Below are 22901 nucleotides of genomic sequence, written 5' to 3' on the forward strand. Positions count from 1 at the left end.
CCCCCTGTGTGCAACTGCTAGTGTCGGCGCTCGATTGCGCCGACACCGCCAAGGTCCGTATGCCCATCCCGCCAAGTTTTGACTATGAAGCAGCCGTGCTGGCCTGCGCGCGCGGCGAGCAGTTTGCGCTGCGCGCCCTCTACGAGCGCGAGGCGCGCTGGTTGCTGGGCGTGGCCCTGCGCATCGTGCGCGACCGGGAGCGGGCCGAGGATGTGCTGCAGGAGGCCTTCATGCAGGTCTGGCAGCATGCGCACAGCTATCAGCCGCAGCTCGGATCTGCACGTGGCTGGCTATATACCATCGTACGCCATCAGGCGCTGAAGGCGGTGCGCGACCCGGCGCGCCTGCAGGTACTGGAGCCAGAGGCGCTGACGGCGCTATCCGATCAGATGGCGAGCGCCGATAGCGCAGCCGAGCGCGAGCTGGATGCCGAGAGCCTGGAGCGCTGCCTGCAGCACCTGGATGAGGCGCGGCGAGCCTGTGTGCTGCACGCCTTTGTCGACGGTTATACCCATGAACAGATCGCCGCCCGGCTGGCAACACCGCTCGGCACGGTCAAATCCTGGATACGGCGCAGCCTGGCCAGCCTGAAGGAGTGCCTGGTATGATCGACTTGAACGACGCCACCCAGCGCAGTGCCGCAGCCGCCGAATATGTGCTGGGTACGCTGCCAGCCGAGGAACAGAGGCAGCTGCGCGAGGCACTGCACCACGATCTGGCCCTGCGCGCCGAAGTCTATGACTGGCAGGACAAGCTACTGAGCCTGAGCCGGCATGCCGCACCAGCCGAACCCAGTACCGCGCTCTGGCCGCGCATCGACCGTGCGGTAAAGGCAATGGTGGCCGCGACGGCGCGGCCGGTGGCGCCAAGCCGCGCGGCATGGTGGCAGCGCCTTGGGCTGTGGCAAGGACTTAGCGGGGCCGCGCTGGCATTGAGCCTGCTGCTTGGTGTGCTGCTGGTGCAGCGAGCTGGGCCGGATGCGAGCGGCCCGCGCTATCTGGCCGTGCTGCAAAACCCGAGCACCCAGGCCACCGGCTGGGTGGTGGAATTGCAGGCCGGTCGCCCGTTGCGGCTGGTGCCGGTAGCAGGGGCTGATGTGCTGCCGCCTGGTCGTGCGCTGCAGTTCTGGACCAAGCCACAGGGCGCGGCCGGTCCGACTTCGCTGGGGCTGGTCCAGCCTGGCCAAGTGCTGGAATTGCCGCTGGCGCGTCTGCCGTCGGTGGAAGCGCAGCAGCTGTTCGAAATCACCCTGGAGCCGGAAACCGGCTCGCCGCTTGACCGCCCGACCGGGCCGATTCTCTACCTGGGCCGTACCGTGCCGATTTGAGCCCGGTAGGGAGTAAAACAAAACGCCCCTGCCAAAGCAGGGGCGTTTCACTGGCGGTCTGGCCCATGGGGCCGGACGAGGGCTTAGCCCAGGCGGGCGGCAACCACGTCCCAATCGACCAGCTTCCAGAAGCCTTCCAGGTAGTTCGGGCGGCTGTTACGGTAGTCGATGTAGTAAGCGTGTTCCCACACGTCGGCGGTCAGCAGCGCGGTGTCGGCGGTGGTCAGCGGGGTGCCGGCAGCGCTGGTGTTGACGATATCGAGCGAGCCATCAGCCTTCTTGACCAGCCAGGTCCAGCCCGAGCCGAAGTTGCCAGCTGCGGCGGTGTTGAAGGCCTTCTTGAACTCGTCGAAGGAACCCCACTTGGCATTGATGGCGTCGGCCAGCTTGCCAGCCGGTGCACGGTCGGCTGCTGCGGCGTTCGGCTTGAAGCCCAGCCAGAAGAAAGTGTGGTTCCAGACCTGGGCGGCGTTGTTGAACAGACCACCGGCCGGAGCCTTCTTCACGATCTCTTCCAGGCTGGCGTTTTCGTGCTCGGTGCCCTTGATCAGATTGTTCAGATTGGTGATATAGGTCTGATGGTGCTTGCCGTAGTGGTACTCGAGGGTCTCCTTGGACATAAAGGGAGCCAGGGCGTCGAGGGCGTAGGGCAGTTCGGGCAGCTTGTGTTCCATGACAGTTCTCCAGGACGGTTTTGATAGGCCTAGCCTTGCAGGCTGGCTCTCGGGAAGACGCGAAATCATAGCGCAGCAAGGGGCTGCGGCCAATGGTTGACTAAATTACTACGTTATTCCGCCGGCTTCTGAACCGTGCCGGTGCGCGGCCCAGCTGGGCGGTCGTCTGGAGCTTTTGCGCTATCATGGCGCGGTCTTGAACCGAAATGCTGCTCCATGACCTGGCTCGCGCTCGTCCTCGCTCTCGTCCTCGAACAGTTCCGGCCCATCGGCCGGGGCAATCCTTTCTACGGTGCTTACCGCGGCTTTGCCGAAGCGGTGGAGCGCAACTTCAATGCTGGTGAATACCAGCACGGCGTGGTTGGCTGGTTGATTGCGGTGCTGACGCCCACTGCGCTGGTGCTCAGCATCTGGGGTGGTTTGCAGCTCGTGCACTGGGCCGCTGCCTGGCTGTTCGGCCTGGCCGTGCTGTGGGTGACCATGGGCTTTCGCCAGTTCAGCTCGGCCTTTACTGGCGTGGCCGAGGCGCTGCGCGATGACGATCTGCCCAAGGCGCGCGAGCTCTTGGCCAGCTGGACGCGCGAGCCAAGCAGCGAGCTGAGCAGCAATGAGGTGGCGCGTCTGGCCATTGAACAGGGCCTGATCGATGCCTACCGCCATGTGTTCGGCCCGATGTTCTGGTTCATCGTGCTCGGCCCGGCCGGCGCGGTGGCCTATCGCGCCACCACGGTGCTGCAGCTCAAATGGGGTGCGCGCGACCGTCGTCGTGGCGAGCGCTTTGGCAGCTTTGCCGACAAGGCGGCCGATGCCATCGACTGGCTACCAATCCGCGTGACCGCGGCCAGCTTCGCCATCGTGGGCGACTTCGAGGATGCGGTGTTCTGTTGGCGTCAGCAGGCCGAGCGCTGGGCCAGCGCGGCCTACGGCATCCTGCTGGCGGCCGGTGCCGGCGCCATCGGCGTGCGCCTCGGTATGCCGCTGCACCAGAACTACACGGTGACCTTCCGCCCCGAACTGGGCCTGGGTGAAGAGGCCGATGCCAATATGCTCAATAGCGCGGTCGGCCTGGTCTGGCGCACGCTGCTGTGCTGGCTCTTACTAGTGCTGGTGGTCACGGTGGCCTTCTGGCTTTAGCGCCATCCACAAAACGGCGCTGGCCGCGTTGTGCTCACTTGCCGTACGTCTTGTACTGTCTGCGTTTCGCACGCCTTGCCAGCACCGTTTTGTGAATGACGCTGGCGCGCTGCGCGGATTTGATCAAGCTAAACCAGGACGGCCGCGGCCGTCCTTTTTTCTGGCCCGCTTGTTAACATTGGGCCCTCGTTCACGCGGATGTCGCCATGCCAGTCATACGCTTTACCGACCAGCGCGAACTGCCGGTCGCCAATATCTTCTGCATCGGGCGCAATTACGCCGCCCACGCGGCCGAGCTGGGCAACCAGGTCGAGCCCGAGCCGGTGGTCTTCCTCAAGCCCACCTCGGCCCTGCTGTACGAAGGCACGCCGATTCCCCTGCCGCCGCATGCGCAGGAGGTGCATTACGAGGGCGAGCTGGTCCTGGTAGTCGGGCAGGGCGGCAAGCATATTCCGCGCGCCACGGCGCTCCAGCATATTGCCGGCTATGGCCTGGGCCTCGATCTGACTGCGCGCGATCTGCAAAGTCGCGCCAAGGAAAAAGGCCTGCCCTGGAGCGTGGCCAAGGGCTTCGATGGTTCGGCCTGCGTGAGCGCCTTCCTGCCTGCCGCCGCGCTACCCGAGCCTGGGGAAGTGCAGTTCTGGCTGGATCTGAACGGCCAGCGCCGCCAGAACGGCGATGCCCGGCTGATGATCTATGAGCTGCCCTTTATCATCGAATACCTGTCCAGCCGCTTCAGCCTGCAGGCTGGCGATCTGATCTACACCGGCACGCCGGCCGGCGTGGGCGCGCTGCAGTCGGGCGATGTGCTGGAGATGGGGCTCGCTGACCTGCTGCGCGCGCGCTTCACGGTGGCCTGATATGCGTCGGCGCATGCGCATCCAGATGAAGCCGCGCTGGAGTGAGCAGGACACCGAGCTGCGCTCGAGCCGCGCGCCCGAGCCGGTATCGCGCGGTTTCAAGCAGCTGGCGCTGCTCGGCATCGTGCTGTTCTGGCTGTTTTTCCTTGGCTGGTTGGGCGAGGGCGGTCAGGCGGGGATGGAAATGGGCTTCATGCTATTCGGCCTGTGCCAGCTGCCCATGCTGTGGCGCTGGATGCGCAATCAGCTCAATCGCTGGCGTTAAGCCAGCAACCCCAGGCAAATAAAAAAGCCGCTGTATATCAGCGGCTTTTTTGCGCCCAAGCTCGGCTCAGGCAGCGGGCAGGCTGGCCAGATCCCAGCGCGGGCGTACTGCGAAGGGGCCGGCGGTCTGCGCATGCATTAGGCGCTGCGCGCCGGCGAAGGCAATCATCGCGCCGTTGTCAGTGCACAGATCGAGCGGCGGGTAGAACACCTTGAACTTGCGCCGCGCAGCCATCAGGTTCAGCCCGTCGCGCAGCTGGCGATTGGCGCCTACGCCGCCGGCTACCACCAGCTGCTTGAGTCCGGTCTGCTTCATCGCGCCCAGGCATTTGCTGCTGATCACATCCACGATGGCGGCCTGGAAGGCCGCGCAGATATCGGCGCGGGTCTGCGTATCCAGCTCGGCCTGTTTCTTCACCAGGGTGAGCACCGCGGTCTTCAGGCCGGCAAAGCTGAAATCGAGATCACCCGAGTGCTGCATCGGGCGCGGCAGGGTAAAGCGGCTCGCATCGCCCTGCTCGGCCAGCTTGGACAGCGCCGGCCCGCCGGGGTAGCCGAGGCCAAGCAGCTTGGCGGTCTTGTCGAAGGCCTCGCCGGCGGCGTCGTCCAGCGTTTCGCCCAGCAATTCGTAATGACCAACGCCATGCACGGCCATCAGCTGGGTATGGCCACCCGAGACCAGCAGGGCCACGAAGGGGAAGTCGGGGCGCGGGCTGGCCAAGAGCGGTGAGAGCAGATGGCCTTCCAGATGGTGGACGCCGATCACCGGCTTGCCCAGCGCCACACCGAGGCCATTCGCTACCGCGGCGGCGGTGAGTAGCGCACCGGCCAGACCCGGCCCCTCGGTAAAGGCAATCGCATCGATATCGGCGCGCGTCTTGCCGGCTTCCTGCAGGCAGGCCTCGGTGAGCGGCAGCACGCGGCGGATATGGTCGCGCGAGGCGAGCTCGGGCACCACGCCGCCGTATTCGGCATGCATGGCCATCTGGGTATGCAGATGATGGGCGAGCAGGCCGTACTCGGTGTCGTAGAGCGCGACACCGGTTTCATCGCAGGAAGATTCGAGGCCGAGTACCAGCATTTAATCGAGGCTCACGCTGAAATCGTCGCGCTCGGTGGAGACGATGTTCAGCACATCCATCACCCTTGCGAACCAGTCGCCCAGCGCCACGCGCGAAAAGCCCGCGTCATGCCAGGTGATCTCGACCTTGCCTTCGACATCGTTGGACAGCACGTCATAGACGGCATCCAGGCTGCGGCCGAGCGGGTATTCCAGCTCGAGCTGGCCTTCCAGTTGTTCGTAAAAATCCTCGACGCTGGAAACGTTGACGAATTCGATGCGAGTCAGCGACATGCGGGTGCTTCCGTGAATTGGTTGTAATGGTCGATGGTGACATAACGGCGGCCATCGGGGCGCGGCTCGAACACGAGGCGCTGCGCGCCGCGTTTGCCGCCACGGTAATTGAGATCGGCTTCGCGCCAGCTGCCCTTGGGCAGGCGGCGCTCGAAATTGCGGAAGACATCGCCGCCCATACTCTTGCCTTCCAGCTCGGGCGAGGCCCACAGCGAGCGGCCCGGTCGCCAGCCCAGCTCGCGCGCGGTCTGCTTGGTGACGAACTTGGCCGGCAGCTGGCCGCTGCGGTTCAGCTGGCTCAGCGTTTCACTCAGCTCGCGCGCATTGAGCTTGCCCTGCAGGCGGCCGTTCAGATCGCGCACCACGCTGGCGCAATCGGGTAGTGGGGCGGCCAAGAGGGGCAGGCAGGCAAACAGGGCGAGCAAGGAGCGCATGGTCGTGACGGGCTTCGGGGGCGAAAGAGCGGCAATTATCCGGCCCGCCCGGCTTGCGGTCAAAAGCGCGGCCGGGCGCCTTGGTGGCCTGGCGGGTAGATGACAATGGAACCTGGGCGGCCGGCTGCTTATCATAGGTCCATGAACCTGCGCCCGATTGCCCTTGGCCTGTTGGCCGCCACCCTGTCGCTCGGCCTTGCCGCCAGCGATCTGCCCGACCTGGGCGATTCCTCGCTGGCCAATCTGCCACCGCATGAGGAAAAGCGCATCGCCGATATGACGGCGCGCGAGCTGCGCCGCTCCGGCGAGGTGCTCGACGATGTGGAGGTTAGCGACTATCTGAACCAGCTCGGTTACAAGCTGGTATCGGCCAGCCATGAAAACCGCACCCAGTTCCGCTTCTTCCCGCTGCTCTCGCCCAGCATCAATGCTTGGGCGGTGCCGGGCGGGGTGATCGGCGTGAACACCGGCCTGATCGTGCTGGCGCAGCATGAATCGGAGCTGGCCGCCGTGCTCGCGCACGAAATCGCCCACGTCACCCAGCATCACTATGCGCGCATGGTCGAATCGCAGAAGGGCGCCGGCATCGTGTCGCTGGGCACGCTGGCGCTGGCCATCCTGGCCGCCTCGCGCGGTAGTGGCGACGCGCCATTTGCCGCGGTTGCGGCCAGCCAGGGTTATCAGACCCAGCGTTATCTGGATTTCTCGCGCGACTTCGAGCGCGAGGCGGATCGGGTCGGCATGCAGACCCTGCAAGCGGCTGGTTTCGATATCCGCGCCATGCCGACCTTCTTTGACCGCATGCAGAAGTTTTACCGCAATGTGGATAACGGCGCCTTCGCCTTCCTACGCACCCACCCGGTAACCGGCGAGCGCATCAGCGATAGTGAGGCACGCGCCGCCCAACAGCCGTATCGGCAGTGGCCGGACAGCATGGATTTCCTATTGGTGCGTGAGCGTGCGCGCGTGCTGCAGCTGGGCGCGCAAGCCGCGCTTGCCCATTACGCCGGCACCACCAGCCAGAAAAAGTACGCAGATGAGGCAGCCCAGCAATATGGCTATGCGCTGGCCCTGCTGCAGGCCGGCCGGCACGAGGCGGCCTGGGAGCGGCTGAGCCTGGCCCAGAAGGCGCTGCCCAGCGGGCATGCGATGCTGGCTGCGCTGGGCGGCAATATCCGCCTGGCCCAGGCGCGCTACGACGACGCTGCCGCGTTGTTCCGCAGCGGTCTGGCCAGCTATCCGAGCGCGACCGCGCTGCAATACGGTGAAATCGATGTGAATCTGCGCCAGGGGCAGTGGGAGCAGGCCATCAAGCTGACTGAGCAGGCGCTTGGCCTGCGCAGTGGCGACCCGGGCCTGCACAAGCGGCTGGCGCAGGCGTATGAGCAACTCAAGCAGACCGGCCCCGCGCACCGCGCGCTGGCCGAGTATTACGCGCTGCTGGATGAGCCGAGCGCCGCCCTGCAACAGCTGCAGATCGCCCGTCGCGCCGGCGGCGATTTCTACCAGATGTCCGCCATCGAAGCGCGCATGCGTGAGCTGCGCGCCCAGCTGGCCGAGGCCAGCAAGCACGGAATGGGGCCGGGCGAACAGCAGCCGGCACCCTGAGGCGTATCGGTGTGAGCTTGGGGGGACGGACGGTGAGCCACCGTCCGTGATGGTTTGGTGCTGCGGGTGGCTTGCGCCTCAGCCCGCCTCGTCCAGCCCAGCCTTGCGCCGCATGCAGGCCAGATAAAGTGCACCATCCGGCCCGGTGCCGCTGCGTTGCGCCTGCCAGATCATTTCAGCCAGGCAATCCATCATTTCATGCTGGGCACGGTGTTCGTCGCCGCTGTGTTCGCACAGCGCACGGTAGAGCGCGCGCACGCCGGTGGGCTGATCGATGGACAGCTGCTCCTCAATGGCCAAGTGCATACTCATGTGCAGGAAGGGATTGGTCTCGCCGAACTCGGGCAGATAGTCCTTGTCGCGATAGCGCTCGGGCGCATCGACAATGGGCTGGTACTCGGGGTGACGGGTCAGCACGGCGAAGGCGATGCGCTCGAGGTCGGTGAGCGCCGCCTGCTGCTTGTGCTTGGCCCAGGTGTCGAACAGAAACTGGCGAGCCTGGTCGCGGGAAGGATTGAACATGGCGGCAAGGCCTTCATGAATGATGCAGATGCGGGACGCCGATTTTACCCCAGCGCCGCCATGACTAGGCTCTGGTGCAAGAGCTGATTGCTGCCGGCCAGATGGGCGATCTGACCATTGCCATAGAAGCCGGCTAAAGGCGCGCCCGGCCAGGCCGCGCGCAGGGTCTGCCATTCACGGTCCAGCCCCTCATGCAGCGCTGCGCCGCGCGTGGCGCAGGAAAACAGCAGGCCGGCGGCAGGCGCCGGCTGCTTGGCAAAAAGGCGTACCTCATCCAGTGCCAGGGCGGCGGAGCGCTGCATCCACTGCACCTGCTCGCCCGGCTGCAGTTGGGCGGCCACCGTCACGCCGCTATCCGGATTCACCGAGACCAGCGGCAGCAGCAGGCGTGGCTGTCCGTCGGCATCCAGCACCGCCAGCGCCAGCTCGTGCAGCGGTGGCAAGGTGCCAAGCAGGCGGCGCAGGGTGGCAATGGCCAGGCGGCCATCCAGAGTCTGCAGGTCGAAGCCGGCCACGCCCGTTACCGTGTGCACGGTGCCGACTGCCTGCATGCCACGCGATACGGCCAGATCGCGCACGCTCAGCGGCAGCTCGCACTGGCCATCAGCCTTCAGCTGGCCATGGCACCAGACCTTGTAGGGGCCGAGCCCGGTGGCGTCGCCGGCAATGCCACCCAGGCGCGCCGGACCGTGCGCGAGCCAGGCCAGGTCCACGGTATTGGGGGCGGCCAGGGTCAGACGGTGGCTGCTGGCTTCGTCCGGCACCGGGCTATCGCATACCAGCGCACAGGCGGCCGGCGTATCCAGCAACCAGTCGTCCTCGTTCAGCACGCCGAGCGCTGTGCAGCCGGCCACTGCCAGGGTCTGCGCGCTACGCGCGGCAGCCAGCAGGGCAGGGCGAGGGTCGTGGGCAAAATCGGCGGAAAGAAACAGCAATACGCTGGCGGCGCGGCTGTCGCCCAGGCGTTCGAGTGCCTGGGCAACCGCATCGGCCGCCAGCTGGGGAGTGGCCCGGGTAGCGTGGGCCAGGCCGCTTGCATAGCGGGAAGTCATGGCGCAATTATCGGTCAAGCAGGCGCAATCCGCGCGTCCTCATGGCGGTATGATGCGGGCTGCCTGATCCCATCCCACTTTGCGAGGTCGCCCATGTCCACATCCTTCTACGATTTTTCCGCCGACCGCCTCGATGGCGCGCCCGAGAATCTGGCTGCTTACCGTGGCAAGGTGGTGCTGGTGGTGAACACCGCCAGCGAGTGCGGCTTCACCCCGCAGTACGCGGGCCTGCAGGAGCTGTACGCGCGCTACAAGGACAAGGGTCTCGTCATCCTTGGCTTCCCCTGCAACCAGTTCGGCGGCCAGGAGCCGGGTGATAGCGAGCAGATCGGTGCCTTCTGCCAGAAGAACTATGGTGTGGACTTCCCGATCTTCGCCAAGGTGGAAGTGAATGGCGATGGCGCCCACCCGCTCTATCAATACCTGAAGTCCTCGGCCAAGGGGGTGCTGGGCACTGAGGCAATCAAGTGGAACTTCACCAAATTCCTGATCAATCGCGAGGGCCAGGTAGTCGACCGTTATGCGCCGACCACCAAGCCCGAAGAGCTGGTCAAGGATATCGAGGCGCTGCTGTAAGCGCCGCGGTGGCCGCGACACCCAAGCGATTGATTGCAAGGATTTTCCGCGCGCCGCGATTGCCCGCGAGGGCGCTTTCCGCTAGAATCCGCGCCGAAAATCACTGAATTACGAGAGGGAACGGGATAGGTGCGCCTATCCCGTTTTCTTACGTCTAGGGGGCGCGTTGCCCCCAAGTTTTAGGAGTCGCTGGTGTCCCAACAACGTCCCCAAGCCCTGCTCGCTCTTGCCGATGGCACGCTGTTCTACGGAAGCAGCATCGGCGCTGCCGGCCATACGGTCGGTGAAGTCGTGTTCAATACGGCGCTGACCGGTTATCAGGAAATCCTGACCGACCCGTCCTACTGCCGCCAGATCGTTACCCTGACCTACCCGCACATCGGCAATGTCGGTGTGAACCGTGAAGATGCCGAATCGAACGGCGTGTTCGCCGCCGGCCTGATTATTCGCGACCTGCCGCTGCGCGCTTCCAACTTCCGCATGGAAGAGACGCTGGATGCCTACCTTGAGCGCACCGGCACGGTGGCGATTGCCGATATCGATACTCGCAAGCTGACCCGCATCCTGCGCGAAAAGGGCGCTCAGCCCGGCTGCATCATGGCCGGCGAGATCGATCCGGTGAAGGCCGTGGAGCTGGCGCGCAGCTTTGGCAGCATGGCCGGCCAGGATCTGGCCAAGGTGGTCAGCTGCAAGCAGCCATTTGCCTGGACCATGCGTGAATGGCAGCTGGGCATGGGCCATGCAACCCAGACCGACAGCCGCTTCCATGTGGTGGCCTACGATTTCGGCGTCAAGCACAACATCCTGCGCATGCTGGCCGAGCGTGGCTGCAAGCTGACCGTGGTGCCGGCGCAGACCCCGGCCGAGGAAGTGCTCAAGCTCAATCCGGATGGCGTCTTCCTCAGCAACGGTCCTGGCGACCCCGAGCCTTGCGATTACGCGATTGCCGCGATCAAGGTCTTCCTGGACAAAAAGCTGCCGGTGTTCGGCATCTGCCTCGGTCACCAACTGCTGGCCCTGGCGGCCGGCGGCAAGACCAGCAAGATGAAGTTCGGTCACCATGGCGCCAACCACCCGGTGCAGGATCTGGACGACCGTCGCGTGCTAATCACCAGCCAGAACCACGGCTTCCAGGCCGATGAGACCAGCTTGCCGGCCAATGTGCGCGTCACGCACCGCTCGCTGTTCGACGGCACCGTGCAGGGCATTGCCCTGACCGACCGCCCTGCCTTCAGCTTCCAGGGTCACCCGGAAGCGAGCCCTGGTCCGCACGATGTGGCCTACCTGTTCGACCGCTTTATCACGGCCATGGAGCAGCACGGCCGCTGATTGCCAGGAGCACGCAGATGTTTGGCATCACCGACCTGACCACCTATGTACTGGGCACAATCTTCATCGTGCTACTGCCCGGCCCGAACTCGATCTATGTGCTGTCGGTCGCCGCGCAGCGCGGCGTGCGGCGCGGCTTTCAGGGTGCCTGCGGGGTGTTCGTCGGCGATGCCGTGCTGATGCTGCTGTCGGCCATGGGGGTGGCCTCGGTGCTGAAGACCACGCCGGTGCTGTTCCTGCTGCTCAAGTATGTGGGCGCGGCCTACCTGGCCTGGATAGGCGTGCAGATGTTGTACGGAGCCTGGCGCGGCTGGCGTGCCCATGGCGCGCTGGTCGCCCCGCCGGTGCCGGTGGATGACAGCCATCCGTTCCGCAAGGCGCTGTTGATCAGCCTGCTCAACCCGAAGGCGATACTGTTTTTCATCTCCTTCTTTGTGCAGTTCGTTGATCCGGCGTATGCCTACCCGGCCCTGACCTTTACGGTGCTGGGCTTGATCGCCCAGAGCTGCAGCGTGCTCTACCTGAGCGCCGTGATCCTGATCGGCGCGCGCGTGGCGGATGCCTTCCGCCGCCGCCAGCGTCTGTCAGCCTCGCTGGCCGGCTCGGTCGGTGCCCTGTTTCTCGGCTTTAGTGCCAAGCTCGCCACGGCGAGTGCGAATTAACCAGTTTGATTTTTGGATATAGACAGCGATGCCCAAGCGTACAGACATTCAAAGCATCCTCATCATCGGCGCCGGCCCGATCATCATTGGCCAAGCCTGTGAGTTCGACTATTCCGGCGCGCAGGCCTGCAAAGCCCTGCGTGAAGAGGGTTACAGGGTCATTCTGGTCAACAGCAACCCGGCCACCATCATGACCGACCCGAATATGGCCGATGTGACCTATATCGAGCCGATCACCTGGGAAGTGGTGGAAAAGATCATCGACAAGGAACGCCCGGACGCGATCCTGCCCACCATGGGTGGCCAGACCGCGCTGAACTGCGCGCTCGACTTGTGGCGCCATGGCGTGCTCGACAAGTACAAGGTCGAACTGATCGGCGCCACGCCGGAAGCGATCGATAAGGCTGAGGACCGCCTGAAATTCAAGGACGCGATGACCAAGATCGGTCTCGGTTCGGCGCGCTCGGGCATCGCTCACTCGCTGGAAGACGCGCTGGCTGTGCAGGCCAAGGTCGGCTTCCCGGCCATTATCCGCCCCAGCTTCACCATGGGTGGCACCGGTGGCGGTATTGCTTACAACATCGAGGAATTCGTCGAGATCTGTACGCGCGGCCTTGATCTCTCGCCCACTCGCGAGCTGCTGATCGAAGAATCGCTGCTGGGTTGGAAAGAGTACGAGATGGAAGTCGTGCGCGACCGCAACGACAACTGCATCATCGTCTGCTCGATCGAGAACTTCGACCCGATGGGCGTGCATACCGGTGACTCGATCACCGTGGCGCCGGCCCAGACGCTGACCGATAAGGAATACCAGATCATGCGCAACGCCTCGCTGGCGGTGCTGCGTGAAATCGGCGTGGATACCGGCGGCTCGAACGTGCAGTTCTCGGTCAACCCGAAGGATGGCCGCCTGATCGTGATCGAGATGAACCCGCGCGTGTCGCGTTCCTCGGCGCTGGCCTCCAAGGCCACCGGCTTCCCGATTGCCAAGGTGGCCGCCAAGCTGGCGGTCGGCTACACGCTGGACGAGCTGAAGAACGACATCACCGGTGGCCTGACCCCGGCGTCCTTCGAGCCGTCCATCGACTATGTCGTCACCAAGATCCCGCGTTTCGCCTTCGAGAAGTTCCCGCAGGCCAATAGCCGCCTGACCACCCAGATGAAATCGGTCGGTGAAGTGATGGCCATCGGCCGCACGCTGCAGGAATCGATGCAAAAGGCGCTGCGTGGTCTGGAAACCGGCCTGGCTGGTTTTGACGAGCGCACCACCGATATGGACGTGCTGGCCGCCGAACTCGGCGCCCCTGGCCCCGAGCGCATCCTCTACGTGGCCGATGCCTTCCGTGTGGGCATGAGCCTCGATGAAGTATTCAGCCACACCAAGATCGACCCGTGGTTCCTGGCCCAGATCGAAGACATCATCGCCGACGAAAAAGCGATGACCGGCCAGGCGCTGGAAAGCTTCGACGCGGCTGAGCTGCGTCGCCTCAAGCGCAAGGGCTTCTCCGATCGCCGCATCGGCACGCTGATCGGCGCGGAAGCCGCCGCGGTGCGCGCCCGTCGCCAGGGCTTCGGCATCCGCCCGGTCTACAAGCGCGTGGACACCTGCGCGGCCGAGTTCGCCAGCAACACCGCCTATATGTACTCGACCTATGAGGAAGAGTGCGAGGCCGCGCCAACCAACAAGAAGAAGATCATGATTCTGGGCGGCGGTCCGAACCGCATCGGCCAGGGCATCGAGTTCGACTACTGCTGCGTGCATGCCGCGCTGGCACTGCGTGAAGACGGTTACGAGACCATCATGGTCAACTGCAACCCGGAAACCGTCTCCACCGACTACGACACCTCGGACCGCCTGTACTTCGAGCCGCTGACGCTCGAGGACGTACTCGAGATCGTGCATGTGGAAAAGCCGGCCGGCGTGATCGTGCAGTACGGCGGTCAGACACCGCTGAAGTTGGCGCGTGCGCTGGAAGCCAATGGCGTGCCCATCGTCGGTACCACGCCGGACATGATCGACGCCGCCGAGGACCGTGAGCGCTTCCAGAAGCTACTGCAGGATCTGGCCCTGCGTCAGCCGCCCAATGCTACCGCGCGCAACGAGAAGGATGCGCTGGTGCTGGCTGCCGAGATCGGCTACCCGCTGGTGGTACGTCCGTCCTATGTGCTGGGCGGCCGCGCCATGCAGATCGTGCATTCGGAAGACGACCTGACCCGCTATATGCGTGAAGCGGTCAAGGTGTCGAACGACAGCCCGGTGCTGCTCGACCGTTTCCTCAACGATGCGATCGAAGTCGATGTGGATGCGATCTCGGATGGCGAGAACGTGATCATCGGCGGCATCATGGAGCACATCGAACAGGCGGGCGTGCACTCAGGTGACTCGGCCTGCTCGCTGCCACCTTACTCGCTGAGCAAGGAATTGCAGGACGAGCTGCGTCGCCAGACCATCGCCATGGCCCGCGGCCTGAACGTGGTCGGTCTGATGAATGTGCAGTTCGCCATCCAGGGTGAGACCGTGTTCGTACTGGAAGTGAACCCGCGTGCCTCGCGCACCGTGCCCTATGTATCCAAGGCCACCAGTCGTCCGCTGGCCAAGATCGCTGCGCGTTGCATGGTCGGCCAGACCCTGCCCCATCAAGGCATCTTCGGTGAGGTGATTCCGCCTTACTATTCGGTCAAGGAAGCGGTATTCCCCTTCGTGAAGTTCCCTGGCGTGGATAGCATCCTTGGCCCGGAAATGAAGTCGACCGGCGAAGTGATGGGCGTGGGCGATACCTTCGCCGAAGCCTATGTGAAGTCGCAGCTGGGCGCCGGCGAGCGTCTGCCGACCTCCGGCAAGGTGTTCATCTCGGTGCGCGACGGCGATAAGCCGCAGCTGGCCGAAATGGGCCGCATGCTGGTGGATGCCGGGCTCGAGATCGTCGCCACCCGTGGTACGGCTGCCGTGCTGCAGGCGGCCGGCGTGCCGGCGACCGATGTGAACAAGGTCAAGGAAGGCCGCCCGCATATCGTGGACATGATCAAGAACGGCGAGATCGCGCTGATCATCAACACGGTTGACGAGCGCCGCGCCTCGATTCAGGATTCCTACTCGATCCGCTTTGAAGCGCTGAAGGGCCGCGTGCCGATCTACACCACCGTTGCCGGTGGTCGGGCTGCGGCGTATGGCATCAAGCATATGAAGGAATGGACGGTTTACTCGGTGCAGGACCTGCACCAGCGTTTGCAAACCGCCTGAATACCCTGTTGAACCCTGTCACGGCACCGGTGGTGCCGTGATCTATGTCCCGACGGCCTAGCCCGTCGGGTTTGTTTTTGACGCCGGCCGAACCGATGCAAACCCCGGCCGGACTGGAGGATGTAATGATTAAAGTGCCATTGACCGTTTTGGGTGCCGAAATGCTGCGCAACGAGCTGCAGCGCCTGAAGAGCATTGAGCGCCCGAGTGTGATTGCCGCGATCGCCGAAGCGCGCTCGCATGGCGATCTGTCCGAGAACGCCGAATACGACGCCGCCAAGGAGCGCCAGGGCTTCGTGGAAGGGCGTATTGCCGATCTGGAAGGCAAGCTGTCCAACGCCATCATCATCAATCCGGCCGAGATCGATGCCGAGGGCCGTATCGTATTCGGTACCACGGTTGATCTGGAAGACTGCGAGTCGGGCGATGCGGTGACCTATCAGATCGTCGGCGACGATGAGGCCGACATCAAGCTGGGCAAGATCTCGGTGTCGAGCCCGATCGCGCGCGCGCTGATCGGCAAGTCGGCGGGTGATGTGGCCGAGGTGCAGGCACCGGGCGGCATCCGCGAATACGAAGTGCTGGACGTGAAATACATCTAAGCCTAGCGAAAGAGAGCGGATGCAAACCTTCCCCAACGCCCTGCGTTCCATCCTGGTGGTGTTCTGGATCGGCGGTCTCTGGATCATCGGTCTTCTGGTCGGGCCGCTGCTATTCCAGCAGCTCGACAATGGCCTCGCCTTCAAGATGGTGGCGGTGATGTTCCGTGCCATGGCCTGGGTCGGTATCGTGGCCGGCATCTATATCTTCCTGCACATCCTGTGGGTGGAAGGCCTGCGTGCCTTCCAGACCCTGGAGCTGTGGCTGATCCTGGCTATGCTAGCGCTCACCCTGGTCAATCACTTCGCGGTTTTCCCGGTGATTTCCGAGGTGAAGCCGACCATGCATACGGCGGCGGAAGGGGTGTTCGGTGGCGGCTTCCAGAGCTGGCAGACCATCTCCAGCCTGATCTACTTGGTGCAGAGCGTGTTCGGCCTGATCTACGTGATTCGTGGCTCGGTCAAATAGGCGACAATCTGTTGCATTCAGGCGACGCGTGTTGTCTGTATATGACTTTCTTCTGACACGCTGATGTAGCTGCGACTACTCTCCTCGGCGCACTCGCCATTATCCAGAGCGAGGCAATCAGGGGAGTAGTACCGTAATGTCCAGTCCAAATCTGCTGGCCGTCTATGGCCGCACTTCCGCCGGGGATGGGGAGCTTGCCGCTCCCGCCAACGGCCTCAGTATCAATCAGCGCAAGTTTCTGCAGTGGAGCGATGGTCAGGCCAGCGTCAGCAGCCTGGCTGAACGTCTGGCCAATGGCCACGAAGTCGAGACCGCCAAGGTTGTACGTGATTTCGAACGGCTTGAGGCGCTGGGCCTGATCAGTCCGATCGGCGCCGGTGTCAGTGCCGCTAGTGCCACAGCCACACAGACCAACAAGAGCCGCAAGCCACTGGTGTTCGCCGGGGTGGGGGCTGTGGTGCTGGTTGGTGGTCTGCTGGCTTTTGCGAATCACAAACCCGAACCCACTGTGGCCCAGCAGGTCGCCGCCAATTCGGCGCAGAGCGCTGAGCTCGCGCCGGAAGAGACCGAGGCACAGATCTTTGGGGTGATGCCGAATCCGGCGCGCTGGTTCTCGCCAGGCGCCAAGCCCGAACCCAAGCCGGCCGAACCTAAACCGAGCGAAGCCAAGCCAGTCGCCACGCTGCCTGCGCCAAATGTGGCTGCCGCCAAGCCCGCTGCACCGGTCGTCGATGCCAAGAAGCCTGCTGCTCCCGCGCCGGCCGAGAAGCTGGCCGCGCCCGAACCAGCCGCAGTCAATACGCCACCGGCTGCCGCGGAAAGCAAACCGTCTCCGGCACCGGTTCAGTTGGCCAGTGCGGCGCCTGCCGCGGCACCGGCACGCCCCGAGCCTGCTGCACCGAACAAGAAGCCTGTATACCGCGAAACGCCTGAATTTCCGCGCGAAGCGCTGCGCGAAGGCATTGAGTCGGGCAGCGTGCAGGCGCGCCTGAGCGTGAACGAGGCCGGCAAGGTGACCAAGGTGGAGATCATCGAAGCCAAGCCGCGTCGGGTCTTCGACCGCGCCGTGATCGCGGCCCTGTCGCGCTGGCGTTTCCAGCCAGCCGCCGCAGGCTTTACGGTGGATACCGAAGTCGCCTTCAGCGAGAACTGAGAAATGACAAGGCCGGCAGATGCCGGCCTGTTTATTTGCGCTTATTGCGCAGTGCAGTGCCGCCCTTGCTATTGGCAGGCTTGCCGGCGCGGCCGGTGGCTACCTTCTCGACTGGCTTCTTGCTGGTCTTCTCTGCCGCCTTGGCCGGCGTCTTGCGGCCCGGCTTGGGCAGCTCGTAGCGCGGCTTGCCTTCCTTGGTGGCGCGGTAGAGCACCAGCAGCTTGCCGATATGCTGAACCGGTGCGCAATCGAGCGCCGCGCAGATTTCCTCGAACCAGCGTGCACGCTGTTCGCGGTCATCACCGAGCACACGTACCTTGATCAGCTCGTGAGCATCCAGGTTCAGTGCAATCTCGCGGATCACCGCGTCGCTCAGGCCGTTATTGCCTATCATCACCACCGGGCTGAGCTGGTGGGCTTGGGTGCGCAGGTAGAGGCGCTCGTCTCTGCTCAGTTCCATTGATCTAACTCCGTGAAAAAGCGACGAATTCTAGCTGAATCGCGCCGCAAAGACCTGACTGTTTCTTGATCGGCCCGCAGGACGCTGAGGGCGGGTCAGGCTGGTATCCCGGCTATTCAGTACGAGTGGAAAAGCGCTCGCTCGGCTAGACTTCGGCCTATCGCATGCCGGATGGCGCGCAATATTGCGTTCAGGCCGGCTCAATCCTTCTAAGAATTCAGTGTATGGCACGATCCCGAACCAGCAAGGCGTGGCTGCAAGAGCACGTCAACGATCACTATGTCCACCAGGCCCAGAAGGACGGCTATCGCTCGCGCGCCGCCTACAAGCTGATGGAGATCGACGACAAGGACAAGCTACTCAAGCCCGGCCTGTGGGTGGCCGACCTGGGGGCGGCACCGGGCAGCTGGTCGCAGGTGGCCAAGCGTCGCGTGGGCGATGCCGGCCGGGTGTTCGCGCTCGACATCCTGGAAATGACGCCCATCCATGGCGTGGAATTCGTACAGGGTGACTTCCGCGAGGAGTCGGTGCTGGCCCAGTTCACGCAATTACTGAACGGTCGGCAGATGGACCTTGTGATTTGCGATATGGCCCCCAATATCAGCGGCATGGCGGTGATTGATCAGGGACGCAGTTATCACCTGTGTGAATTGGCGCTGGAATTTTGTACCGATCATCTGAAACCTGGTGGCCATTTTCTGGTCAAGACCTTTCAGGGTTCGGGTTACAACGAATACCTGCAGCAGATGCGCGCCATGTTCGCCAGCGTGCTCAGCCGCAAGCCTGCCGCCTCGCGCGATCGCTCCAGCGAGATCTACCTGCTGGGCAAGGGAAAAAAGCCCTGACGTGGGCTGGCGGTAGTCGATAGAATTGGCAGGACTAGGCTGTCGCCGGCGCAGCCGTATTTACTTTCGCCGGTATAAGGAGTCGTCCCGTGAATAATCTGGGCAAGAATATCGCTATATGGGTGATCATCGGTCTCGTGTTGATGACTGTGTTCAACCAGTTCAATTCCCGTCGGGACCAACAGGTTCAGATTCCCTACTCGCAGTTCATGAGCGAGGTTCAGCAAGGCCGCGTCGCCAGCGTCGAGCTGGAAGGCAATGTGCTGTCCGGCTACACCATCCGTGGCAAGCGCGCCGACAGCAGCGAATTCTCCACCCTGGCGCCGTTCGACTTCCGCATGGTCGACACGCTGATCCAGCGCGATGTGAAATTCACCACCAAGCAGGAAGAGAAGCAGGGCTTCCTGATGAGCCTGTTCATCAACTGGTTCCCGATGCTGCTGCTGATCGGCGTGTGGATTTTCTTCATGCGCCAGATGCAGGGCGGCGGCAAGGGCGGCGCCTTCTCCTTCGGCAAGTCGCGTGCACGCATGCTGGATGAGAACAACAACACCGTGACCTTTGCCGACGTGGCTGGCTGCGATGAAGCGAAGGAAGAAGTGACCGAGGTGGTCGACTTCCTGCGCGATCCAAGCAAGTTCCAGAAGCTGGGCGGCCGCATTCCGCGCGGCATCCTGATGGTCGGTTCGCCCGGTACCGGTAAGACCCTGCTGGCCCGTGCGATTGCCGGCGAGGCCAAAGTCCCGTTCTTCTCGATCTCGGGTTCCGACTTTGTGGAAATGTTCGTCGGCGTGGGCGCGGCCCGCGTGCGCGATATGTTCGAGAACGCCAAGAAGAATGCGCCTTGCATCATCTTTATCGATGAAATCGATGCGGTGGGCCGCCAGCGCGGTGCAGGTCTGGGCGGTGGTAATGACGAGCGCGAGCAGACACTGAACCAGATGCTGGTCGAGATGGACGGCTTTGAGGGCAATGTCGGCGTGATCGTGATCGCCGCCACCAACCGCCCCGATGTGCTGGACCCGGCCCTGTTGCGCCCAGGTCGTTTCGACCGCCAGGTGGTGGTGTCGCTGCCCGATATCCGTGGCCGCGAGCAAATTCTCAATGTGCATATGCGCAAGGTGCCGATTGCCAACGACGTGAAGGCCGACATCATTGCGCGTGGCACACCGGGTTTCTCCGGTGCCGACCTCGCCAACCTGGTCAACGAAGCCGCCCTGTTCGCCGCGCGCAGCAATAAGCGCCTGGTCGATATGCAGGACTTCGAGAAGGCCAAGGACAAGATCATGATGGGTGCCGAGCGTCGCTCGGTGGTGATGAGCGAGGAAGAGAAGCAAAACACCGCCTATCACGAGTCCGGCCATGCCGTGATCGCCAAGCTGCTGCCCAAGGCCGACCCGGTGCATAAGGTCACCATCATCCCGCGCGGTCGTGCGCTGGGTGTGACTATGCAGCTGCCGGAAGGCGACCGCTATGCCTACGACCGTGGCTATCTAATGGACCGAATCGCTATCTTGTTCGGCGGTCGGATTGCCGAAGAGCTGTTCATGAATCAGATGACCACGGGTGCCTCGAATGACTTCGAGCGTGCTACCCAGATGGCGCGCGATATGGTTACCCGTTACGGCATGTCCGACGCGCTTGGCCCGATGGTGTACGGTGAAAGCGAGGGTGAGGTTTTCCTTGGCCGCTCGGTGACCACGCATAAATCGATGTCGGAAGCGACCATGCAGCAGGTTGATGCGGAAATCCGCCGCATCATCGACCAGCAATACGCCTTGGCGCGCAAGATGCTGGACGAGAACCGTGACAAGGTGGAAGCGATGACCGCTGCACTGCTCGAATGGGAAACCATCGATGCCGAGCAGATCGAGGACATCATGCAAGGCCGTCCGCCGCGCCCGCCCAAGCCTAGCGGTTCGCTTACCCCGCCACCTGGCGATACGCCGAGCGGACCAGCACCCGAGCCAAGCACCACGCCGGCTCAGGAACTGTAAGCCTCAACTCAACCAGCAACAGCGGCTCCGGCCGCTGTTGCGCTTTGCGTGTCTGCCATGACTGCCTTCCTGCATGCCGGCCGTTTCCGGCTCCCGCTCCAGCGCCCCCTGGTGATGGGCATTCTCAATATCACACCCGATTCGTTTTCCGATGGTGGCCGCTACGCACAGCTGGATGCGGCGCTGGCGCAGGCGCGTCGCCTGCTCGATGAAGGCGCGGATATGCTCGATATCGGCGGCGAGTCGACCCGCCCCGGCGCTCCTACCATTAGCGTCGAGGAGGAACTCGCGCGCGTGGTACCGGTGCTGCGCGAGCTGGTGAGCTGGCAGGTGCCGCTGTCAATCGATACCTGCAAGACCGAGGTGATGCGCGCGGCACTGGCGATGGGCGTCGACCTGGTCAACGATATCGCCGCGCTGGAGGCGCCGGGTGCGCTGGACGCCGTGGCGGAGAGTGGCGCCGCCGTCTGTTTGATGCACAAGCAGGGTGTGCCGCAATCGATGCAGCAGGCGCCGCAGTATCAGGACGTCGTCGGCGAGGTGGGGGCGTATCTGCAGGTCCGGCGCGAGCAGGCGCGTGTGGCGGGGATTGCAACAGAGCGCATTCTGCTCGACCCCGGTTTTGGATTTGGGAAGACCTTCGCGCACAATGCAGCCCTGTTTGGCGCTTTGCCCGCGCTGTGCCGGGACTGTGGTCCCTTGCTGGTGGGGGTGTCGCGCAAGTCCATGCTTGGCCATTTGCTTGGCGAACGACCAGCCACCGAGCGTGATGCGGCCAGCGTGGCCGCGGCGCTGCTGGCTGCTCAATCTGGAGCCGCGGTGCTGCGCGTACATGCGGTACGCGATACCGTGGATGCATTGAAGATCTGGCAGGGTTTGCTACCGCTAAGCCTGCCTGCGGAATCATGACGAGGCGCCCTAAAGGCGCCGGATAAGAAGGAAGGCAGTATGAGTCGCAAGTATTTTGGTACCGATGGTGTGCGTGGCCTGGTGGGCGAGTACCCGATTACGCCGGATTTCGCCATGCGTCTCGGCTATGCCGCGGGCAAGGTGCTTTCTGCTCGACGTGGCGATGGCACCCATGCCGCAGTGCTGATCGGCAAGGACACGCGCGTATCGGGTTATATGCTGGAAGCTGCGCTGCAAGCCGGCCTGTCGGCCGCTGGCGTGGATGTACATATCACCGGGCCGCTGCCCACGCCGGGCGTCGCCTATCTGACCCGCGCTTTGCGTCTGTCCGCCGGCGTGGTGATTTCGGCCTCACACAATCCCTTTCAGGACAACGGGATCAAGTTCTTCGGCGAAGGCGGTTTGAAGCTCGATGACGCAGTCGAGCTGGAGATCGAGGCGGAGCTGGACAAGCCGATGAGCTGCGTGAGCTCGGAGATGCTCGGTCGCGCCCGGCGCGTCAACGATGCGGCCGGCCGCTACATCGAATTCTGCAAGAGCACCTTCCCGAATGAGCTCGATCTGCGCGGCGTGAAGATTGTCGTTGACTGCGCACATGGCGCCGGCTACCAGGTGGCGCCGCATGTCTTCGACGAGCTTGGTGCTACCGTCATTGCCATGGGCAATCAGCCCAATGGCATGAATATCAATGAAGGCGTGGGTGCTACTGCGCCAGCCGCCATGCGCGCCCGTGTACTGGCGGAGGGTGCGGATTTCGGCATCGCGCTGGACGGGGATGGCGACCGGCTGATGGTGGTGGATGCTGAAGGTGAGCTGTATGACGGCGACCGCCTGCTGTATGTGATGGCCAAGTTCCGTCATCAGCAGGCCCAGCTCGCTGGCGGCGTGGTTGGTACCTTGATGACCAATCTGGGCTTTGAGCATGCGCTCGGCAAGTTGGGTATCCCATTCGCCCGCGCCAAGGTCGGCGATCGCTATGTGCTCGAACTGCTCAAGCAGAATGGCTGGCAGCTTGGTGGCGAAAGCTCGGGTCATCTGCTCTGCCTCGACAAGCATTCGACTGGCGATGCGATTGTGTCGGCGCTGCAGGTCTTGGCTGCGGTGCGCCTGTCAGGCCAGACCCTGGCGGCATTCTGTGCCGATCTGCCCATCTACCCGCAGGTGCTGCGTAATGTGAAGGTGCGCAAGGACTTCGACTTCCGCGCCAGCCTGACCATTCAGGCCGCCTTGGTGGAAGCCGAATGCGAGCTGGCGGGTCGTGGCCGTGTGCTATTGCGCCCCTCGGGCACCGAGCCGGTATTGCGCGTGATGGTGGAGTCCGATGATCTGAAGCTGACCGAACGCTGGGTGTCCCATCTGGTCGAGGTGGTCAACGAGGCGGTACTGGCCTAAGGCTAGGCAGCCATGAAAAAGGCGACCCTGGGGTCGCCTT

Annotated in this window: 24 protein-coding genes; 17 read left to right on the forward strand and 7 right to left on the reverse strand. The window is 63.6% G+C overall.

Annotated features, from left to right (window positions below; genetic code table 11):
• The first annotated feature begins 8 nt into the window (after window positions 1–8).
• Window positions 9–608: a sigma-70 family RNA polymerase sigma factor gene (locus BT173_RS14225; protein WP_308417583.1), complete on the forward strand. Its 600-nt coding sequence runs from the start codon at window positions 9–11 to the stop codon at window positions 606–608.
• Complete coding sequence (locus BT173_RS14230; RefSeq protein ID WP_072429331.1) at window positions 605–1327, forward strand: anti-sigma factor; 723 nt, start codon at window positions 605–607, stop codon at window positions 1325–1327. The genes BT173_RS14225 and BT173_RS14230 overlap by 4 nt, the downstream gene beginning before the upstream one ends.
• An 83-nt stretch (window positions 1328–1410) precedes the next feature.
• On the opposite strand, the gene BT173_RS14235 is transcribed toward BT173_RS14230, so the two are convergent.
• Entirely contained in the window at window positions 1411–2001 is a 591-nt protein-coding gene (locus BT173_RS14235; RefSeq protein WP_072429332.1) for a superoxide dismutase, read from the reverse strand.
• A 216-nt stretch (window positions 2002–2217) separates the two neighbouring features.
• Here BT173_RS14235 and BT173_RS14240 point away from each other — a divergent pair, with 216 nt between their 5' ends.
• The 3 genes from BT173_RS14240 (at window position 2218) to BT173_RS14250 (ending at window position 4260) form a co-directional block, all read left to right on the forward strand.
• The gene (locus BT173_RS14240; protein WP_072429333.1) at window positions 2218–3135 is read left to right on the forward strand and encodes a CobD/CbiB family protein; all 918 of its coding nucleotides are present in this window, start codon (window positions 2218–2220) and stop codon (window positions 3133–3135) included.
• 206 nt (window positions 3136–3341) lie between these two features.
• Complete coding sequence (locus tag BT173_RS14245; RefSeq protein WP_072429334.1) at window positions 3342–3995, forward strand: fumarylacetoacetate hydrolase family protein; 654 nt, start codon at window positions 3342–3344, stop codon at window positions 3993–3995.
• Window positions 3996–4008: 13 nt separating this feature from the next.
• The gene (locus BT173_RS14250) at window positions 4009–4260 is read left to right on the forward strand and encodes a hypothetical protein (RefSeq protein WP_072429335.1); all 252 of its coding nucleotides are present in this window, start codon (window positions 4009–4011) and stop codon (window positions 4258–4260) included.
• A gap of 66 nt (window positions 4261–4326) precedes the next feature.
• Here the strand turns inward: BT173_RS14250 and tsaD are convergent, their stop codons facing one another.
• The 3 genes from tsaD to BT173_RS14265 are packed head-to-tail and all read right to left on the reverse strand — an operon-like array spanning window position 4327 to window position 6047.
• On the reverse strand, window positions 4327–5340 hold the full coding sequence (tsaD, locus tag BT173_RS14255) for a tRNA (adenosine(37)-N6)-threonylcarbamoyltransferase complex transferase subunit TsaD (RefSeq protein ID WP_072429336.1): 1014 nt from the start codon (window positions 5338–5340) through the stop codon (window positions 4327–4329).
• Window positions 5341–5613 (reverse strand): barstar family protein, encoded by a 273-nt coding sequence (locus tag BT173_RS14260; RefSeq protein WP_072429337.1) that lies wholly within the window; start codon window positions 5611–5613, stop codon window positions 5341–5343.
• Window positions 5604–6047 (reverse strand): ribonuclease domain-containing protein, encoded by a 444-nt coding sequence (locus BT173_RS14265; RefSeq protein WP_072429338.1) that lies wholly within the window; start codon window positions 6045–6047, stop codon window positions 5604–5606. The genes BT173_RS14260 and BT173_RS14265 overlap by 10 nt, the downstream gene beginning before the upstream one ends.
• A 141-nt stretch (window positions 6048–6188) precedes the next feature.
• Here BT173_RS14265 and BT173_RS14270 point away from each other — a divergent pair, with 141 nt between their 5' ends.
• Window positions 6189–7655 carry a M48 family metalloprotease gene (locus BT173_RS14270; RefSeq protein ID WP_072429339.1) on the forward strand — a complete coding sequence of 489 codons (1467 nt, stop codon included), beginning with the start codon at window positions 6189–6191 and terminating at the stop codon, window positions 7653–7655.
• Window positions 7656–7733: 78 nt separating this feature from the next.
• Here BT173_RS14270 and BT173_RS14275 read toward each other — a convergent pair whose 3' ends face one another.
• Together BT173_RS14275 and BT173_RS14280 are read right to left on the reverse strand one after the other, a co-directional pair.
• Entirely contained in the window at window positions 7734–8177 is a 444-nt protein-coding gene (locus BT173_RS14275) for a DUF1841 family protein (RefSeq protein ID WP_072429340.1), read from the reverse strand.
• 44 nt (window positions 8178–8221) lie between these two features.
• Window positions 8222–9229, reverse strand: coding sequence for an FIST C-terminal domain-containing protein (locus BT173_RS14280; protein WP_072429341.1), 1008 nt, complete (start codon window positions 9227–9229; stop codon window positions 8222–8224).
• Between the two features lie 93 nt (window positions 9230–9322).
• Between BT173_RS14280 and BT173_RS14285 the strand changes: the two genes are divergently transcribed.
• The 7 genes from BT173_RS14285 (at window position 9323) to BT173_RS19955 (ending at window position 17258) form a co-directional block, all read left to right on the forward strand.
• Window positions 9323–9805, forward strand: a complete 483-nt coding sequence (locus BT173_RS14285) for a glutathione peroxidase (protein WP_072429342.1) — start codon at window positions 9323–9325, stop codon at window positions 9803–9805.
• 192 nt (window positions 9806–9997) lie between these two features.
• Complete coding sequence (carA, locus tag BT173_RS14290; protein ID WP_072429343.1) at window positions 9998–11134, forward strand: glutamine-hydrolyzing carbamoyl-phosphate synthase small subunit; 1137 nt, start codon at window positions 9998–10000, stop codon at window positions 11132–11134.
• 17 nt (window positions 11135–11151) lie between these two features.
• Window positions 11152–11796, forward strand: a complete 645-nt coding sequence (gene leuE, locus BT173_RS14295; RefSeq protein ID WP_072429344.1) for a leucine efflux protein LeuE — start codon at window positions 11152–11154, stop codon at window positions 11794–11796.
• A 28-nt stretch (window positions 11797–11824) separates the two neighbouring features.
• Window positions 11825–15037, forward strand: coding sequence for a carbamoyl-phosphate synthase large subunit (gene carB, locus BT173_RS14300; protein ID WP_072429345.1), 3213 nt, complete (start codon window positions 11825–11827; stop codon window positions 15035–15037).
• A 125-nt stretch (window positions 15038–15162) separates the two neighbouring features.
• On the forward strand, window positions 15163–15639 hold the full coding sequence (greA, locus tag BT173_RS14305) for a transcription elongation factor GreA (protein WP_072429346.1): 477 nt from the start codon (window positions 15163–15165) through the stop codon (window positions 15637–15639).
• A 19-nt stretch (window positions 15640–15658) separates the two neighbouring features.
• The gene (locus BT173_RS14310) at window positions 15659–16105 is read left to right on the forward strand and encodes a DUF4149 domain-containing protein (protein ID WP_072429347.1); all 447 of its coding nucleotides are present in this window, start codon (window positions 15659–15661) and stop codon (window positions 16103–16105) included.
• Window positions 16106–16241: 136 nt separating this feature from the next.
• The gene (locus tag BT173_RS19955) at window positions 16242–17258 is read left to right on the forward strand and encodes an energy transducer TonB (protein WP_072429348.1); all 1017 of its coding nucleotides are present in this window, start codon (window positions 16242–16244) and stop codon (window positions 17256–17258) included.
• 31 nt (window positions 17259–17289) lie between these two features.
• Here the strand turns inward: BT173_RS19955 and yhbY are convergent, their stop codons facing one another.
• The gene (gene yhbY / locus BT173_RS20075; RefSeq protein WP_072429349.1) at window positions 17290–17718 is read right to left on the reverse strand and encodes a ribosome assembly RNA-binding protein YhbY; all 429 of its coding nucleotides are present in this window, start codon (window positions 17716–17718) and stop codon (window positions 17290–17292) included.
• A gap of 224 nt (window positions 17719–17942) precedes the next feature.
• Here yhbY and rlmE point away from each other — a divergent pair, with 224 nt between their 5' ends.
• From rlmE to glmM, 4 genes are all read left to right on the forward strand, one after another.
• Entirely contained in the window at window positions 17943–18563 is a 621-nt protein-coding gene (gene rlmE, locus BT173_RS14325; protein WP_072429350.1) for a 23S rRNA (uridine(2552)-2'-O)-methyltransferase RlmE, read from the forward strand.
• A gap of 89 nt (window positions 18564–18652) precedes the next feature.
• Window positions 18653–20560: an ATP-dependent zinc metalloprotease FtsH gene (gene ftsH, locus BT173_RS14330; RefSeq protein WP_072429351.1), complete on the forward strand. Its 1908-nt coding sequence runs from the start codon at window positions 18653–18655 to the stop codon at window positions 20558–20560.
• A 57-nt stretch (window positions 20561–20617) separates the two neighbouring features.
• Window positions 20618–21469: a dihydropteroate synthase gene (gene folP, locus BT173_RS14335; RefSeq protein ID WP_072429352.1), complete on the forward strand. Its 852-nt coding sequence runs from the start codon at window positions 20618–20620 to the stop codon at window positions 21467–21469.
• A gap of 39 nt (window positions 21470–21508) precedes the next feature.
• Window positions 21509–22861, forward strand: a complete 1353-nt coding sequence (gene glmM, locus BT173_RS14340; protein WP_072429353.1) for a phosphoglucosamine mutase — start codon at window positions 21509–21511, stop codon at window positions 22859–22861.
• Window positions 22862–22901: the final 40 nt, after the last annotated feature.

The sequence above is a fragment of the Chitinimonas taiwanensis DSM 18899 genome (genome assembly GCF_900119825.1).
GTDB lineage: Bacteria > Pseudomonadota > Gammaproteobacteria > Burkholderiales > Chitinimonadaceae > Chitinimonas > Chitinimonas taiwanensis.